Annotated in this window: 14 protein-coding genes; 4 read left to right on the forward strand and 10 right to left on the reverse strand. The window is 54.1% G+C overall.

Translation table 11 applies throughout. The features are described 5' to 3' along the window. Window positions 1-21: 21 nt before the first annotated feature. Together ACOTX1_RS16805 and ACOTX1_RS16810 are read right to left on the reverse strand one after the other, a co-directional pair. A complete protein-coding gene (locus ACOTX1_RS16805; protein WP_421766832.1) occupies window positions 22-2,058 on the reverse strand; it encodes a TIM-barrel domain-containing protein in 2,037 nt (678 codons plus the stop codon). Window positions 2,059-2,073: 15 nt separating this feature from the next. Further along, window positions 2,074-3,405, reverse strand: a complete 1,332-nt coding sequence (locus ACOTX1_RS16810) for a glycoside-pentoside-hexuronide (GPH):cation symporter (protein WP_023315859.1) — start codon at window positions 3,403-3,405, stop codon at window positions 2,074-2,076. 287 nt (window positions 3,406-3,692) lie between these two features. Between ACOTX1_RS16810 and yoaI the strand changes: the two genes are divergently transcribed. Then, a complete protein-coding gene (gene yoaI, locus ACOTX1_RS16815) occupies window positions 3,693-3,794 on the forward strand; it encodes a small membrane protein YoaI (protein WP_017384693.1) in 102 nt (33 codons plus the stop codon). Between the two features lie 20 nt (window positions 3,795-3,814). Here yoaI and ACOTX1_RS16820 read toward each other — a convergent pair whose 3' ends face one another. From ACOTX1_RS16820 to yeaG, 3 genes are all read right to left on the reverse strand, one after another. Continuing rightward, window positions 3,815-4,315 carry a YbaK/prolyl-tRNA synthetase associated domain-containing protein gene (locus tag ACOTX1_RS16820; RefSeq protein ID WP_126497774.1) on the reverse strand — a complete coding sequence of 167 codons (501 nt, stop codon included), beginning with the start codon at window positions 4,313-4,315 and terminating at the stop codon, window positions 3,815-3,817. A 99-nt stretch (window positions 4,316-4,414) separates the two neighbouring features. Then, window positions 4,415-5,698, reverse strand: coding sequence for a YeaH/YhbH family protein (locus ACOTX1_RS16825; protein WP_017384692.1), 1,284 nt, complete (start codon window positions 5,696-5,698; stop codon window positions 4,415-4,417). A gap of 89 nt (window positions 5,699-5,787) precedes the next feature. Then, window positions 5,788-7,722 (reverse strand): protein kinase YeaG, encoded by a 1,935-nt coding sequence (gene yeaG, locus ACOTX1_RS16830; RefSeq protein WP_006809140.1) that lies wholly within the window; start codon window positions 7,720-7,722, stop codon window positions 5,788-5,790. Between the two features lie 432 nt (window positions 7,723-8,154). On the opposite strand from yeaG, the gene ACOTX1_RS16835 reads away from it, so the two are divergent. Beyond that, complete coding sequence (locus tag ACOTX1_RS16835) at window positions 8,155-8,901, forward strand: MipA/OmpV family protein (RefSeq protein WP_022650867.1); 747 nt, start codon at window positions 8,155-8,157, stop codon at window positions 8,899-8,901. Window positions 8,902-8,967: 66 nt separating this feature from the next. Here the strand turns inward: ACOTX1_RS16835 and ACOTX1_RS16840 are convergent, their stop codons facing one another. After that, window positions 8,968-9,852: a D-hexose-6-phosphate mutarotase gene (locus ACOTX1_RS16840; protein ID WP_023315906.1), complete on the reverse strand. Its 885-nt coding sequence runs from the start codon at window positions 9,850-9,852 to the stop codon at window positions 8,968-8,970. A 74-nt stretch (window positions 9,853-9,926) separates the two neighbouring features. Then, the gene (gapA, locus tag ACOTX1_RS16845) at window positions 9,927-10,922 is read right to left on the reverse strand and encodes a glyceraldehyde-3-phosphate dehydrogenase (RefSeq protein ID WP_006809136.1); all 996 of its coding nucleotides are present in this window, start codon (window positions 10,920-10,922) and stop codon (window positions 9,927-9,929) included. Between the two features lie 341 nt (window positions 10,923-11,263). On the opposite strand from gapA, the gene msrB reads away from it, so the two are divergent. Beyond that, entirely contained in the window at window positions 11,264-11,677 is a 414-nt protein-coding gene (msrB, locus tag ACOTX1_RS16850) for a peptide-methionine (R)-S-oxide reductase MsrB (protein ID WP_003857865.1), read from the forward strand. Between the two features lie 41 nt (window positions 11,678-11,718). Continuing rightward, complete coding sequence (locus ACOTX1_RS16855; RefSeq protein WP_003857863.1) at window positions 11,719-11,997, forward strand: YeaC family protein; 279 nt, start codon at window positions 11,719-11,721, stop codon at window positions 11,995-11,997. Between the two features lie 60 nt (window positions 11,998-12,057). Here the strand turns inward: ACOTX1_RS16855 and ACOTX1_RS16860 are convergent, their stop codons facing one another. The 3 genes from ACOTX1_RS16860 to ansA form a co-directional block, all read right to left on the reverse strand. Beyond that, a complete protein-coding gene (locus tag ACOTX1_RS16860; protein ID WP_023315907.1) occupies window positions 12,058-13,314 on the reverse strand; it encodes a glycoside hydrolase family 18 protein in 1,257 nt (418 codons plus the stop codon). A 218-nt stretch (window positions 13,315-13,532) separates the two neighbouring features. After that, window positions 13,533-14,174, reverse strand: coding sequence for a bifunctional nicotinamidase/pyrazinamidase (gene pncA, locus ACOTX1_RS16865; protein ID WP_003857861.1), 642 nt, complete (start codon window positions 14,172-14,174; stop codon window positions 13,533-13,535). Window positions 14,175-14,183: 9 nt separating this feature from the next. After that, window positions 14,184-15,200: an asparaginase gene (gene ansA, locus ACOTX1_RS16870; protein ID WP_023303507.1), complete on the reverse strand. Its 1,017-nt coding sequence runs from the start codon at window positions 15,198-15,200 to the stop codon at window positions 14,184-14,186. Between the last annotated feature and the right edge of the window lie 8 nt (window positions 15,201-15,208).

Here is a 15,208-nt window from a genome sequence, read left to right on the forward strand (position 1 = left end):
TTTTTGGGCACTTGCCTGACGTCAGTCCACCAGCTGCTGGATAAGCGGACTCCCTTCGCGGATAAACACCGGGATGGTTTCCAGCGCCGCAGGCACCCGGATATGCTCCCCACCGGCGTAGCGCTCACCGTTGAGAGCGACCCAGCTATTGCCCGTCGGCAGCCAGACATCGCGCTCACGCTGGCCGGCCTGCATAACCGGTGCCACCAGAAGATCTTCGCCAAACAGATACTGATCTTCACACGCCCAGCTCTGCTTGTCCTGCGGATAGTGCCAGAACAGCGGACGCATGAGCGGGTCTCCGTGCAGATGAGCCTGCTGGTACAACGCGTCAATATACGGGCGCAGGGTTTCGCGCACGGTAAGCCAGTGCTGCATGATGGCGTAATTCTCTTCTCCGTAACTCCACAGCTCATTAGGCGAACCGCTGTTACACTGAGGAATGCCGTCACGGTAGCGCTCCGGAGGCTGAATCTGCGGTTCGCGATAGCCGTGCATGCGCAGAACCGGTGTAAACACCGCCCACTGGAACCAACGGATCAGTAATTCGTGGAACGCCGGGTCGTTAACGTTCCCTCCCTGGAAGCCGCCGATATCGGTCGTCCACCATGGGATCCCCGCCAGCCCCATATTCAGTCCCGCGGCGAGTTGATTGCGAAAAGCATGGAATGAGGAGTGGACATCACCCGACCATGCCAGCACGCCGAATCGCTGGCTGCCTGCCCAGGCGCAGCGTACAAGGTTAACAATGTCGGTTTCACCGTTTGCCTGGAGCCCATCGTAAAAGCCCTGCGCAAAATCACGCGGGTAGCGATTGCCCACTTCCAGTACCGGACCGGCGTGGTAGCGATAGTTGTCAAAATCATAGGCGCGGTATTCCGGTTCCGCTTCGTCCAGCCAGAACAGCTTAATGCCCATGTCGTAGTAATTTTTCTTCACCGTATCCCAGACGAATTTCCGCGCCTCAGGATGGGTCGAATCAAAGAAGGTGGTATTGCCCATAAAGTCGAGGTTGACCTGCACGCCACGTTCACTGCTGACCAGCCAGCCTTTGGCTTTCATCAGCGGATAGAGAGGGCTGCGCGCCTCTACCGTTGGCCACACCGACACCATCAGCGCAATACCCATTTCGCGCAGCTCGTCGACCATCCCTTCAGGGTCGGGCCAGTCTACGGGGTCGAAGCACCAGGTGCCCTGATTCGGCCAGTGGAAAAAGTCGATGACCATCACCGACAGCGGCAGATTACGGCGGCGATACTCCCGCGCAACCTCCAGCACCTCCTGCTGGGTGCGGTAGCGTAATTTGCACTGCCACAGCCCGCTGATAAACGCCGGGGCGGCGGGCGGAGTTCCGGTGGCTTTTACATACTGGCGGGTGATATCCGCCACCGTATCAGCGGCGGTGATCCAGTAGTCCATTTCTCCCGTCACGCGGGCGCGCCATTCCGTCTGATTTTTTGCAAAGCTGGCTTCACCAATCGCCGGATTGTTCCACAGCAGGCCATAGCCAAGGCTGGACTGCATAAAGGGCACGCTGGCCTGGGAGTTGCGCTGCGCCAGTTCCAGCGTACAGCCTTTCAGATCCAGCCACGGCTGTTGATACTGACCCATGCCATAGATGCGTTCATCCGGACGCGATTCAAACCGGACGGTGAGCTGATATTTTCCCCCCATTAGCGGCTTAAATTCACGGCCATCCAGCTTCAGGGCGCTGACATATTTATCCTGACTCTTCTCGCTGGCACCGATACCCACCGTTGAACGCTGGCGCCACATCTCTTCCAGCAGCAGTTCGCCGCGCTGATTGTAGAAGGCCAGCTGACCTTTAAGGTTCAGCGTCGCGGTAATATTGCCGTTGCGCAGCGTCAGGCTTTCCGCTTCGGCGATAATCTCAGCCTGGCAAGGGGCGGCGGGCAACAGTGCCTGTAAGGCGTCCTCAAAAGCCGGGGAGCAGGTGGCCCTGACGCGCAGGCTGTTTTCTCCCCACGGTTCAATACGCAGGATCTGGCGTTCAAAACGCCATTCGATGCTGTTGGAATGTTGAATCAGCTCACTCATGGATAACGCGTCCTTCTAAACAGGGTTTTTGGCGAGATGGATGGATTGCATTGTGCTGTCGTCGAGCTTATACCAGCGCAGCGTGGCAAACGCGCAGAGTGACAAGACGCCAGGCACGACGGTGAAGAGGGCGATGATGCAGTACATGGCCGTGTTGGTCTGCTCCGGGGCATTGGCAACATAACCGCTTAAGCCCAGCGTCCAGCCAACAATCGCGCCGCTGATCGCCATCCCCAACTTGAGTACGGCGAGGAAGGTGGAGAAGATCACGCCGTCCATGCGTTTGCCCTGTTTCCATTCGCCGTAATCGGCGACGTCCGCCATCATTACCCACATCAGCGTGGTGGTGGCCTGGTAAAGGGTGGAGACGATAAACGTCATGGGCACCAGAATAAGCACCGACTTAGGCGCAAAGAACAGAGCGATGCTGAGTACCCCCGCTAGTACGGAACAGTATCCAAACATCTGCACTTTGCTGACGTTCTGCGTCAGACGTTTGGCCAGCGCGCTGCCTGCGGCTTTCCCGAGAATATGCGCCCCGAGCATCCACATAAAATAGCTTGCGCTACCGAGATAATAAGTGACGAAATACATCATTGCGCCAAGGCGAATAACGCCAAAACCAATGTTGGTTAATACCAGGACGGCGACAATCCGCCATTGGTCGTTTCGTAATAAATCCCGCAGTTCCGCAAGATAATTATTGTGGTTAGCGGGAGCCTTAATACGTTCACGCGTATTGGCGAAGCAGATCCAGAACATGACGACCGCGACGGTCGCCATAATGGCCATTGCCCAGCGGTAGCCCAGTAATTTATCGTCGCCACCTAAAAACTCTGCCAGCGGCATCATAAAGAATGTCGACAGCGCGCCACCCAAAGTGGCAAGGAAAAAGCGATAAGACTGGAGGGAAATTCGCGCATCGTTGTCGGGCGTAATCACCGCGCCCATGGAGCAATAGGGAATATTGATTGCGGTATACATCAGCATCATCAGGGTATAACTGACGGTAGCGAAAATCATTTTACCGTGCAGATCGAGGGACGCCGGCACGGCGTAGGTCAGCAGACAACTTGCGCCAAAGGGCAGCGCCAGCCACAGCATCCAGGGACGGAATTTGCCCCAGCGCGTGCGCGTCCTGTCAGCGATATAGCCCATCGCCGGGTCTATTATGGCATCGGCGGTTCTCGCCAGAAGAAACATGGTGCCCACGAATGCGGCAGGTAGCCCCACCACGTCCGTATAGTAAAACGTCAGAAAAATAATGACGTTATCCAGCCCAATATGGCTCGCCATATCGCCTAACCCATAACTGATCTTTTCTTTACGGGTAATTATCTCGGTCATTGTATTCACCTTGCCAGTGTAAGGTTTATTTTTGTGGTGCTCCGTAAACAGGGTTAACCAGGATGAAGAGGTTAACAATTGCGAGATCTGGCATCGGGGTTACGTAAATTTCTTTTCGTGATACCGGTAACAAATAAAATATTTAAACAGTGACTTTATACGGGGTAGGATCGTTAACATCGAATCGTTTCAGCGAAAAAATCGTCATTTCGCGGACGCGTCATTGTCATTTAGCTGTCATTGTGGGGGAGTAAAAAAAGAGGTAAATGGGCAAAGCAGAGGGCATCATGAACGATCCTATGTTTGTCGAAACGCTAATTATTTCCTCATCATTTTTTATCATCGCGATTATTTTGATTGCTTCCGTGCTGCTGCTGGAAAACGGCTGACCGTTAGCCAGCCGCTGTATTTATTGTTTACGGAACGTCACCAGTTCAGGACGCGCGATACGCAGATAGTCCTGGGTATCCATAATCACCGACTTTTCCAGCAGGCCGGCGTTAAAGGCGATCTCATCGAAGCGCTCAAACAGCAGCGGATCGGCGATCAGCGTCAGATCCGGATGAAAGCTGAAGGGGGGAATGGCGCCGAAAACGCAGCCGGTAAGCGCATCCACTTCTGCCGGACTGGCGAGAGAGGCCTTTAGCCCACCGAAATGGCTGGCCAGCAGGCTCAGATCGGCCTGCCGATCGGCGGCAAGGATTGCCAGAATATGTTTCTTAACGCCGTTGCCTTTTACCTTGCAGACCAGTGCTTTTGCACCCTGCCGGAGATCGGTCCCGCGAATTTCACTGACCGCTTCGCATTTCCCAACGGCCTCATGCGCCACCACGCGAAAGCGCGCCTCCTGCTCGGTTAATAAGCTGATTAGGCGCTGATGGGTCGTCGTCCCGGTCACGTCATCAGACATAACGATTTCACCTGTGATTTGCCAATACGTAGCTTGCTACATTAGCACGGGACGGAGAGGGCTGAAAGAAAACAGCCAGCGGGAGCGCTGGCTGTTGGGTCATGCGTTGCTGGTGGATGACTGTTTCTGGAACAGTTCCCGGAAGACCGGATAGATGTCATCCTGGTCACGAATGTGCTGCATCGCAAAGTTATCAAACATCGCTTGCAGATGCTCATACTCACGCCATAGCGTCTGGTGGGCGCGACGGGTAATTTCAATGTAGCTGTAGTAACGCACCACCGGCAGGATCTTCTTCGCCAGAATTTCATGACACAGCGGCGAGTCATCCGCCCAGTTATCGCCATCCGATGCCTGCGCGGCGTAGATGTTCCACTGCGCCGGATCGTAGCGCTCCTTCACTACCTCATCCATCAGCTTCAGGGCGCTCGACACGATGGTGCCACCGGTCTCCTGCGAGTAGAAGAACTCATGTTCATCCACCTCTTTCGCCTGAGTGTGATGGCGGATGTAGACCACCTCCACGTTCTTATACGTTCTGCTCAGGAACAGATAGAGCAGAATATAAAAACGCTTAGCCATATCCTTGGTGGCCTGATCCATTGAACCTGACACGTCCATCAGGCAGAACATCACCGCCTGGCTGGAAGGCTCAGGGCGTTTTTCGTAGTTCTTGTAGCGCAGGTCGAACGTGTCGATAAACGGCACCCGGTCGATCTTCGCCCGCAGTTCGGCAATCTCTTTTCGCAGGCGCTCCTCTTCCAGCAGTTGCGCCGGTTCCGTGTTTTCCACTACTTTCAGGCTGGTTTCCAGCTCGCGCAGTTCGCGCCGTTTGCCTGCCGTCATCGCCGTGCGTCGCGCCAGCGAGTTTTGCAGTGAACGCACCACGCTGATGTTGGCGGGCACCCCATTTGCGGTATAGCCCGCACGATGGGTTTTGTATTCGTTGAGTTGACGGTGCTGATTCTTTCTCAGATTCGGCAGGGCCAGATCCTCAAACAGCAGATCGAGATATTCGTCTTTTGAAATCTGGAAGACAAACTCATCCTGGCCTTCTCCGTCCTGGCTGGCTTGCCCCTGACCGCTGCCAGAACCGCCGCCTCCGCCCTGGGGTCGCTCGATTCTGTCATTCTGGACGAAGTGGTCATTACCTGGGTGTACACGATGGCGAAGGCCGCCACGCCCCTGATGAAACATCGGTTCGCTGATGTCATCGTTGGGGATGGAGACGGATTCGCCGCTGTCGACGTCGGTCACCGAGCGTTTGTTGATGGCCTCGGAGATCGACTGTTTAATTTGCGCTTTATAACGGCGCAAGAAGCGCTGGCGATTCACCGTGCTCTTGTTTTTGCCGTTAAGACGCCGGTCAATAAACCAGGTCATATATCCCCCGTACTGCATTTGCCAACTTGCAGCGTCCGTAAGTGCCGGACATTTTGTTGGCCCGGTAAGCGCGTTACCGGGCACTTGTTTTAAGACGATTTACGCACGCGCAGATACCATTCACAAAGCAGGCGGACCTGTTTGCGCGTATAGCCTTTTTCCATCATACGGTCGACAAAATCGTCGTGCTTTTTCTGCTCGTCGGTTGAGGTTTTGGCGTTGAACGAGATAACCGGCAACAGCTCTTCCGTGTTAGAGAACATTTTCTTCTCTATAACGGTGCGCAGTTTTTCGTAGCTGGTCCAGTTCGGATTGCGGCCGTTGTTATGCGCTCTGGCGCGCAGCACGAAGTTCACAATCTCGTTTCGGAAGTCTTTCGGGTTGCTGATCCCGGCTGGTTTCTCGATTTTTTCAAGTTCCGCGTTCAGGGATTCACGGTCAAACAGCTGGCCGGTATCCGGGTCGCGATACTCCTGATCCTGGATCCAGAAGTCAGCGTAAGTGACGTACCGGTCGAAGATGTTCTGGCCGTATTCGGAATAGGATTCCAGATAGGCGGTCTGGATCTCTTTGCCAATGAACTCGGCGTATTTCGGGATCAGGTAGCCTTTCAGGAACTCCAGGTAGCGTTCAGCCTGCTCCTGTGGGAACTGTTCACGTTCAATTTGCTGTTCCAGCACGTAGAACAGATGTACCGGGTTGGCGGCCACCTCCGCGTGGTCGAAGTTAAAGACGCGGGAGAGGATCTTAAACGCGAAACGCGTCGACAGACCGTTCATCCCTTCGTCGACCCCGGCGTAATCGCGGTATTCCTGGTACGATTTCGCTTTCGGGTCGGTATCCTTCAGGCTTTCGCCGTCATACACGCGCATTTTTGAGTAGATGCTGGAGTTTTCCGGCTCTTTCAGGCGCGACAGGATCGAGAAGCGCGACAGCGTTTCCAGCGTTCCCGGTGCGCAAGGGGCATGGACCAGCTCACTGTGGTTGAGCAGTTTTTCGTAAATCTTGATCTCCTCGGAGATCCGCAGGCAATAAGGCACTTTGACGATGTACACACGGTCAAGGAACGCCTCATTGTTTTTGTTGTTACGGAAGGTCACCCATTCAGATTCGTTAGAGTGGGCAAGGATAATCCCGTTAAACGGCAGGGCGGAAATACCTTCCGTCCCGTTGTAGTTCCCCTCCTGGGTGGCGGTCAGCAGCGGATGCAGCACTTTGATCGGTGCTTTAAACATCTCGACGAATTCCATAATCCCCTGGTTGGCACGGCACAGCGCACCGGAATAGCCGTAGGCATCCGGGTCGTTTTGCGCGTGATGCTCCAGCTTACGGATATCGACTTTACCCACCAGCGCCGAGATATCCTGGTTGTTCTCGTCACCGGGTTCTGTTTTGGCAATGGCGATCTGCTCGAGGATAGACGGCCACACTTTCACGACGCGGAATTTGGTAATGTCCCCGCCAAACTCGTGCAGACGTTTTGCCGCCCACGGCGACATGATCGTACCGAGATAGCGATGCGGAATGCCAAACTCTTTTTCCAGAATTTGCGCATCCTCTTGCGGATTAAACAGGCACAGCGGATGGTCATTGACCGGGCTGCGCTCGCCGTTGGCGCTCAGCACATAGATCGGCACGCGCTGCATCAGCGCTTTCAGCCGTTCAGCCAGGGAGGATTTACCCCCACCGACAGGACCCAGCAGGTAAAGGATCTGCTTCTTCTCTTCCAGCCCCTGAGCGGCATGCTTCAGGTAGGAGACGATCTGCTCAATGGCATCTTCCATGCCATAGAACTCTTCAAACGCCGGGTATCGGGCGACCACCCGATTCGAAAAGAGACGGGAAAGCCGTGGCTCCAGGGCAGTATCAACCATGTTTGGCTCACCAATAGCCATCAATAGCCGTTCTGCCGCATTGGCATAGGCACTGCGATCTTGCCGACAAATGGTAAGAAACTCCTGCAGTGTGAACTCTTCGTCCTTGGCAGCTTCGTAGCGCTGGCGATAGTGATCGAATATATTCATGGCATGCCGTCCTTTCGTTTTTTAGCACAGGATAAGAGCCGTTCGTATGAGTAGTGGAGGCTCCCGGAAGAGAATTTTTCGCACCTCACTGCCAGAGCAGCAACCTGTGTGCCAGGTCGAAGGCTATGAACCGCAGGGTGTTCAGCAAAACCTCTTCTTAAATTAAAGCGTAGATGGCAATTGCAAAACTTGCATACGGATAAAATCTACTTTCAATGACATATCAATAACTCATCCAAAAATTTCCACTGCGGTTATAAGCGAAAAGCGGGTTTTTCATTTATCGGTCACATAAATGAAAGCGGGATGTCATCTGAAAAATGAAAAATAACGGGTTAATCAAACGGATTAGTGCGCAAAAAATTTTGGGATGTACGGGAATGGCGGTTACACTTCACCCGCTGATTATTTGACTACAGGAAAGAATGGATTGTGACCAAACTCAAACTTCTGGCATTGGGCATCCTTGCCGCTACCGCAGCGAGCACCGTACAGGCTGAGAGCCAGTGGACTGTTGGCGCGGGTGCTGGCGTGATTAACAGCCCGTACAAGCAGTATGACCGCGACGTTTATCCTGTCCCCGTTGTCACCTATGAAGGCGATAACTTCTGGTTCCGTGGGTTGGGCGGCGGCTACTATCTGTGGAACGATACGGCCGATAAGCTCTCCATCATGGCCTATTACGACCCAACGCACTTTAAACCAGGCGACAGCGACAGCAATGCGCTTCGTCAACTGGACAAACGCAGAAGCTCACTGATGGCGGGGCTTTCTTACGTCCATAATACCGAGTATGGCTTCCTGCGCACTGCGCTGGCGGGCGATACCCTGGACAACAGCAACGGCTTCATCTGGGATCTGGCGTGGCTTTACCGCTATACCAACGGCGCAGTGACGCTGACGCCGGGTATCGGTGTGCAGTACAGCAGCGAAAATTACAACGACTACTACTATGGCGTGTCTAAAGCGGAGTCTCGCCGCAGTGGTTTGAATAGCTACAGCGCGGATGATGGCTGGGACCCGTACCTGGAACTCACCGCATCGTATAACTTCCTCGGTGACTGGAATGTGTACGGTACTGGCCGTTACATTCGTCTGAGCGATGAAGTGAAAGACAGCCCGATGGTCGACAAGTCCTGGTCTGGCATCTTCTCTGTAGGTGTGACCTACAAGTTCTGACCAGAACGTAATGCATTAAAACGGGGCGCTTGCGCCCCGTTTGTTTTTTATGATGCCTGAACAATATTAGCGCTTCACAATCTTGATCGTCTGGCCTAAGCGGGACGGTTTTTCTTCGCTGGTTTTCTGCGGCGCGGTCACGCACGCGGTTTCCACGCAGACGAAGGTCTTGTAACCGTCATCCGGGATATCCGCCATGCTGACGGAAAGGGCAGGGCCCGGATTCCAGCCCACTACGTTGCTGTGGTGGTGATGAACCACATCAATACCGCGGTTCAGCGCGCTGTCGTGGATGACGCTACAGGCTTCCGGGTGCAGGTATACGCGGTCGGTACGATCCGGGAAAGTCTGCACGCCGTCGTCCAGCTTGCCTTCTTTCGCGTTATCCACTTTGTCGATAAAGGTATCGCCAAGTCCGCTCACCTTAACGGCCTGAATGTCGCCTACGTTGAAATAGGTGTGCAGGGCGGACGTTGTTTCGAATTCGCCGTGCGCTTCCAGTTCAATCTCGCAGGTTTTACCCAGCTTGAAGCGGGCATACAGGGTGAATTCATGTGGCCACAGGGCGCGCGTTTCATCATTCGCCTGGAGCTCAAAGGTCAACACCGCGCCGTTTTCATCTTCGTTGTGGGCTTTCAGCGTCCACTGCTGGTTACGGGCGAAACCGTGAGACGGTAATCCCTGCGGCGCTGACGGGCCAAACCATGGCCAGCAAATCGGTACGCCGCCGCGGATCGCCGCCCCTCTTTTGAACGAGGTGGCCTCGCTCAGCCACAGGCCTTCTTCTTCACCTTCTGGTTTCCAGGAGAGCAGGTGGGCGCCGTTGAGCGCGACGGAGGCTTTAACGCGCGGATGATCAACGACGATGATATCGGCACCGTCAATCTGACGGCGGGAGAGCACAGGGGTAAGTTGTTCGACTACCGGAAGTGCAAAAATTTTATTAATCATTAAGCAATCCTCTGTCTAAAAACAATAAAAAAGGCGACCGAAGTCGCCTTTTAGGATCAAGCACTCATCTCAACTTATTTGGAGATGTGAGCGATCAGGTCCAGTACTTTGTTAGAGTAGCCAGTTTCGTTGTCGTACCAGGAAACCAGTTTCACGAAGTTGTCGTTCAGTGCGATACCTGCTTTAGCATCGAACACGGAAGTGCACACTTCGCCGTTGAAATCGGTAGATACAACGTCGTCTTCGGTGTAACCCAGAACGCCTTTCATTGGGCCTTCGGAAGCAGCTTTGATTGCTTTCTTAATTTCTTCATAAGAAGCAGCTTTTTCCAGACGAACGGTCAGGTCAACAACGGATACGTTAGGAGTTGGAACGCGGAACGCCATACCAGTCAGTTTGCCATTCAGTTCTGGCAGTACTTTACCTACTGCTTTAGCAGCACCGGTAGAAGATGGGATGATGTTCTGAGCCGCGCCACGGCCGCCGCGCCAGTCTTTGTGAGACGGGCCATCAACGGTTTTCTGAGTAGCGGTGGTTGCGTGAACGGTAGTCATCAGACCTTCGATGATGCCGAAGTTGTCGTTGATAACTTTAGCCAGCGGTGCCAGGCAGTTGGTGGTGCAGGATGCGTTGGAAACGATGTCCTGGCCAGCGTAAGTTTCGAAGTTTGCACCGCGAACGAACATTGGGGTGTTGTCTTTGGAAGGACCAGTCAGAACAACTTTCTTCGCACCCGCAGTGATGTGTTTACGTGCAGTTTCGTCGGTCAGGAAGATACCGGTAGCTTCAGCTACAACGTCAACACCGATTTCGTTCCATTTCAGGTTAGCTGGGTCTTTCTCAGCAGTAACGCGGATGGTTTTGCCGTTAACAACCAGGTGGCCGTCTTTCACTTCAACGGTGCCGTCGAAACGACCGTGAGTTGAGTCGTACTTCAGCATGTACGCCATGTATTCAGCGTCCAGGAGATCGTTGATACCAACGATTTCGATGTCAGAACGTTTCTGAGCAGCACGGAAAACAATACGGCCGATACGGCCAAAACCGTTGATACCTACTTTGATAGTCATATATTCCACCAGCTATTTGTTAGTGAATAAAAGGTTGCCTGTAAAATTACAAAAACCTTACGCAGCGTCAAGCGGAATCGTGTCAATCATTGCGACAAATCAATCCTGTGACTAACGTTTGTGCGACTGACTCGCCTCACTTTCCCTTTGAGCTAGCAACCACATGGGGGCTGCGCCCGGAATTTTAAAGGCCTCGCAGGATTAAAATGTGAAATTGATCACAATTGCCTGACCGCCTTTTCGCGACACATAAGTTTAGAACAAAAGTGCACGCGCGGGTGTTAATGTTTTGTTAGAATCTGGGTTAAAAGATGTCTGTTTCAACAGCGAGATGTAAGCATATGTCGAACCAACGTAACCCCGACGATTTGAAAAAAAACCTTACAGAGATGCAGTTTTACGTGACGCAAAATCACGGCACAGAACCGCCGTTTTCCGGGCGTTTGCTGCACAATAAACGGGAAGGCGTCTACCACTGCCTGGTGTGTGATGCACCGCTGTTTAACTCCCAGACGAAGTACGATTCTGGCTGCGGCTGGCCGAGTTTTTACGAGCCTGTCAGCGATGATGCGATCCGCTACCTGACGGACACCTCGCACGGCATGGTGCGCACCGAAATTCGTTGCGGGAACTGCGACGCCCATCTCGGGCATGTCTTCCCGGATGGCCCGCAGCCGACGGGGGAGCGTTTCTGCGTAAATTCGGCTTCCATGAGCTTTACCGATGATGAAAACGGCGACCAGACCAAGGGTTGAAAAAACGATTCAGCAAATTATTCCTTTGAAAGGGAGAGATCATGAATATTGATGACATGATTGCAGGTATGACCCCGGAGGTTTATCAGCGTCTGGTGACGGCCGTTGAGCTGGGAAAATGGCCGGACGGTGTGGCGCTCACACCTGAGCAAAAAGAGAACAGCTTGCAGCTGGTGATGCTGTGGCAGGCGCGTCACAATACCGACGCCCAGCACATGACCATCGACACTAACGGTCAGATGGTGATGAAAAGCAAGCGCGAGTTGAAAGAAGACTTCGGCATCACGCCGAAGCCGATTGCGACGATGAAAATGCAATAACGGTGCGGGTTTATGCCCTCACCCAACCCTCTCCCAAAGGGAGAGGGCTTGATTGTCTTACTACTGATGCGGGATCCCAAGCGACTCCGCCAGCTGTTTCGCGAGCTGGTTTTCGTCGTCAGCCCCATACTCCCAGAACATGGCACCGGCCAGTCCTTTCTCCTTGATGTAATCCGCTTTGATCGCCACGGAGCGCGGGTTCTCATAGGAAATCGCAAACAGCGCCTTCCCGTCGGCGGATTTCACCGACAGCCACGGCACCTTCGCCTGTTCGTCCCAGTGCTCGGTAAAGCGTTTTTGCGGATCGTTCAGCAGCTTGCGGACGATATCGCTGTATTTCACATAGGTATCTTTGGTCAGATCATAGCCAAGCGATTTGAACAGGCTCAGTTCCTGCGGCCCGAAGTAGGGCTGCGTCACCGGATTGTTTTGCGCGTCTGGTTTGCTCCAGTCGATCCCTAGCTCTACGGCACGTTTCGGCACGTGCCCATAGAAACCAATTCCGAGGTTCATCTGCTGCGGCTTCAGCCCGGCGGCCAGATAGTTATTCACGACAAAATCGACGCTGTATTTGTCTGCGGCAGCCACCGTTGGCCAGTCGCTGGAGTCATACAGATTCGCGTTAAAATACTGAGTACCGTACGCCATGTCGTAGGTCATCAGGTTGATGTAATCGAGCAGGGGGGCAATGGCTTTCACATCCACCCAGCTTTTCGGACTTTCCGCATTCGCGCCCACCGCAATCGTGACCAGCTTTTTCTTACCAAACGCGTCACGCATCTCTTTTAACAGCGCGGTGAAATTATCCCGGTCGGCAGGGGTGCTTTCGACAAGTCCCCACGCGCCGTTGACCGGATATTCCCAGTCCAAGTCGATCCCGTCCAGGCCGTATTGACTGACGATCTCCTGCGCGGAGCGAATAAATACCGCGCGGCTCTCTTTGGTTGCCGCTGCGCCAGAAAAACCACGCGCCCCCCAGCCGCCAACGGAAAGCAGGACTTTCAGGTTCGGGTTTTGTTTACGAAGCTGAGGAAGTAACGCCAGATCGGATGCCACCTTGGGTGATAACCAGATTTGATGCAGTTTTGCCGGATCTTTCAGCGCGGCGTTGGTTTCGTCTTTCTCGTTGTTATAGACCAGACCAAACGAGTAGTTGAGGTGGGTGATCTGGCGGACGTCCAGTTTATTAATATCGCCACCCGGTCCGGCGGTAACATCGCCACCCCCATTGAAGTAACCCACGGACATCAGGGGCGCGGCGGAAGCCAGTGACGCGCAAAGCAAGGGTAATGCTGCCAGCAAGGGCAAACGTTTCATATAATTTCCTCTTTGACTGAACAAAAATAACCACGCCACAGAAAAGGCGTGGCGAAAAAACAGCCTGAAGAGAATAGCATCGCCGTTTCGCTTGTGATGCGAGGGAGTTCACTTTATGGGGATTGGGGAAGAAATGCCGGGTGGCGCTGACGCTTACCCGGTCTACAAAACCAGAGAAAGTAGGCCGGTAAGGCTAAGCCGTCACCCGGCTAAAAAGCTTACGCCTGCGTCTCCATCCAGTCAGCCAGCGTATACAGCGTTGCGCCTTCTGCGGCCATATCCATAAACGCCTGAGCGCTGTCCTGCGGCTGAATATTTACCCCGCGACAACCGTCGGTGATGACATTCACGGTATAGCCCAACTGGAGCGCATCCAGCACGGTGAACTTCACGCAGTAATCCGTCGCCAGGCCCAGCACAATCAGCTCGGTGATCTCATGGTGGCGCAACCACGCGTCCAGCGCCGTCTTCTGACGATGACCGTTATCAAAGAACGCGCTGTAGCTGTCGATGGTTGGGTTTTCACCTTTGTGGAACACCGCGTCGATGGCCTTCTGGTTCAGCAGCGGATGCAGCTCAGCGCCTTCCGTCTGCTGCACGCAGTGATCGGGCCAGAAAGTTTGCGCCAGCCCGTCCAGTTCGCCCTGGCTGAAAGGCTCAACGTTGTGCTGGCTGGCAAAGCTGCCGTGGTTTGCCGGATGCCAGTCCTGACTCGCCACCACCGCTTCACCACGAGCTTTACACCACGCAATCAGCGAATTCGCGACGTCTACGGTGCTGTCGCCTTCCGCGACGGCCAGCGCACCACCCGCACAGAAATCATTTTGCAAATCGACCAGTAACAGGGCGCGTTGCTTCATGGGATCTCCTTATTCGTCCGGCGTCAGTTCACCGCGCAGGTTTTGCATCATGGCGCGGCGAATGGAATCAATATCCAGATCCTGACTTAGTAAATAGTGAAGTTTAGTCAGTGTTGCCTCAACGGTCATATCGAAACCACTTATCACGCCTGCGTGAGCCAGAGCATTACCGGTGGCGTAGCCGCCCATATTGACCTTGCCGGACATACACTGGGTGAGGTTGACCACCACAATCCCGCGATCGCTCGCCTCCTGAAGCTCCTTAAGGAACTCACCGTTCTGCGGGGCGTTACCCACACCATAGGAGCGCAGGATCAGCGCCTTCACCGGCTGGCGCAGAAAGTTGCGCACCACGTCGGCGGAAATACCCGGGTAAATCGTCACCACGCCAATCGGCTGCGGGGTAATGGGGTGAACGATCAGCTCGCCTGCGGTATTTGGCGCGGGCGGCGTGCCCAGACGACGGATATGGATCCCCGCTTCCAGCAGCGGTTGCAGGTTAGGTGAGGCAAAAGCGTCAAAGCCATCGGCGTGCGCTTTAGTGGTACGGTTCCCGCGGTACAGTCGGTTGTTGAAGAACAGCGTTACCTCGTTGATCGGGTAATTAGCGGCCACGTACAGGGAGTTAAGCAGGTTGATCTGCCCGTCTGAACGCAGTTCCGCCAGCGGGATCTGCGAACCGGTCACGATGACGGGCTTGCTCAGGTTCTCCAGCATGAAGGAGAGCGCCGAGGCGGTGAACGCCATGGTGTCGGTACCGTGAAGGATCACGAAGCCGTCGTACTGGTCGTAATGGGCTTTAATATCATCCGCAATATGCTGCCAGTCTTCCGGCGTCATGTCGGAGGAGTCCATCAGCGGCTCATATTCGTGGATGGTAAAGTCCGGCATTTCCGGACGGTGAAATTCAGGCATCAGCGCCAGCTGGCGCTGCAAGTGGCCGGAAACCGGGATATAGCCATTTTCTGAGCGCTGCATACCGATGGTACCGCCGGTATAGGCGACATATATTGATTTCTTCTGCATGGTAATGA

The organism is Enterobacter cloacae complex sp. IR5401, assembly GCF_049238425.1.
Taxonomy (GTDB): domain Bacteria; phylum Pseudomonadota; class Gammaproteobacteria; order Enterobacterales; family Enterobacteriaceae; genus Enterobacter; species Enterobacter hormaechei_C.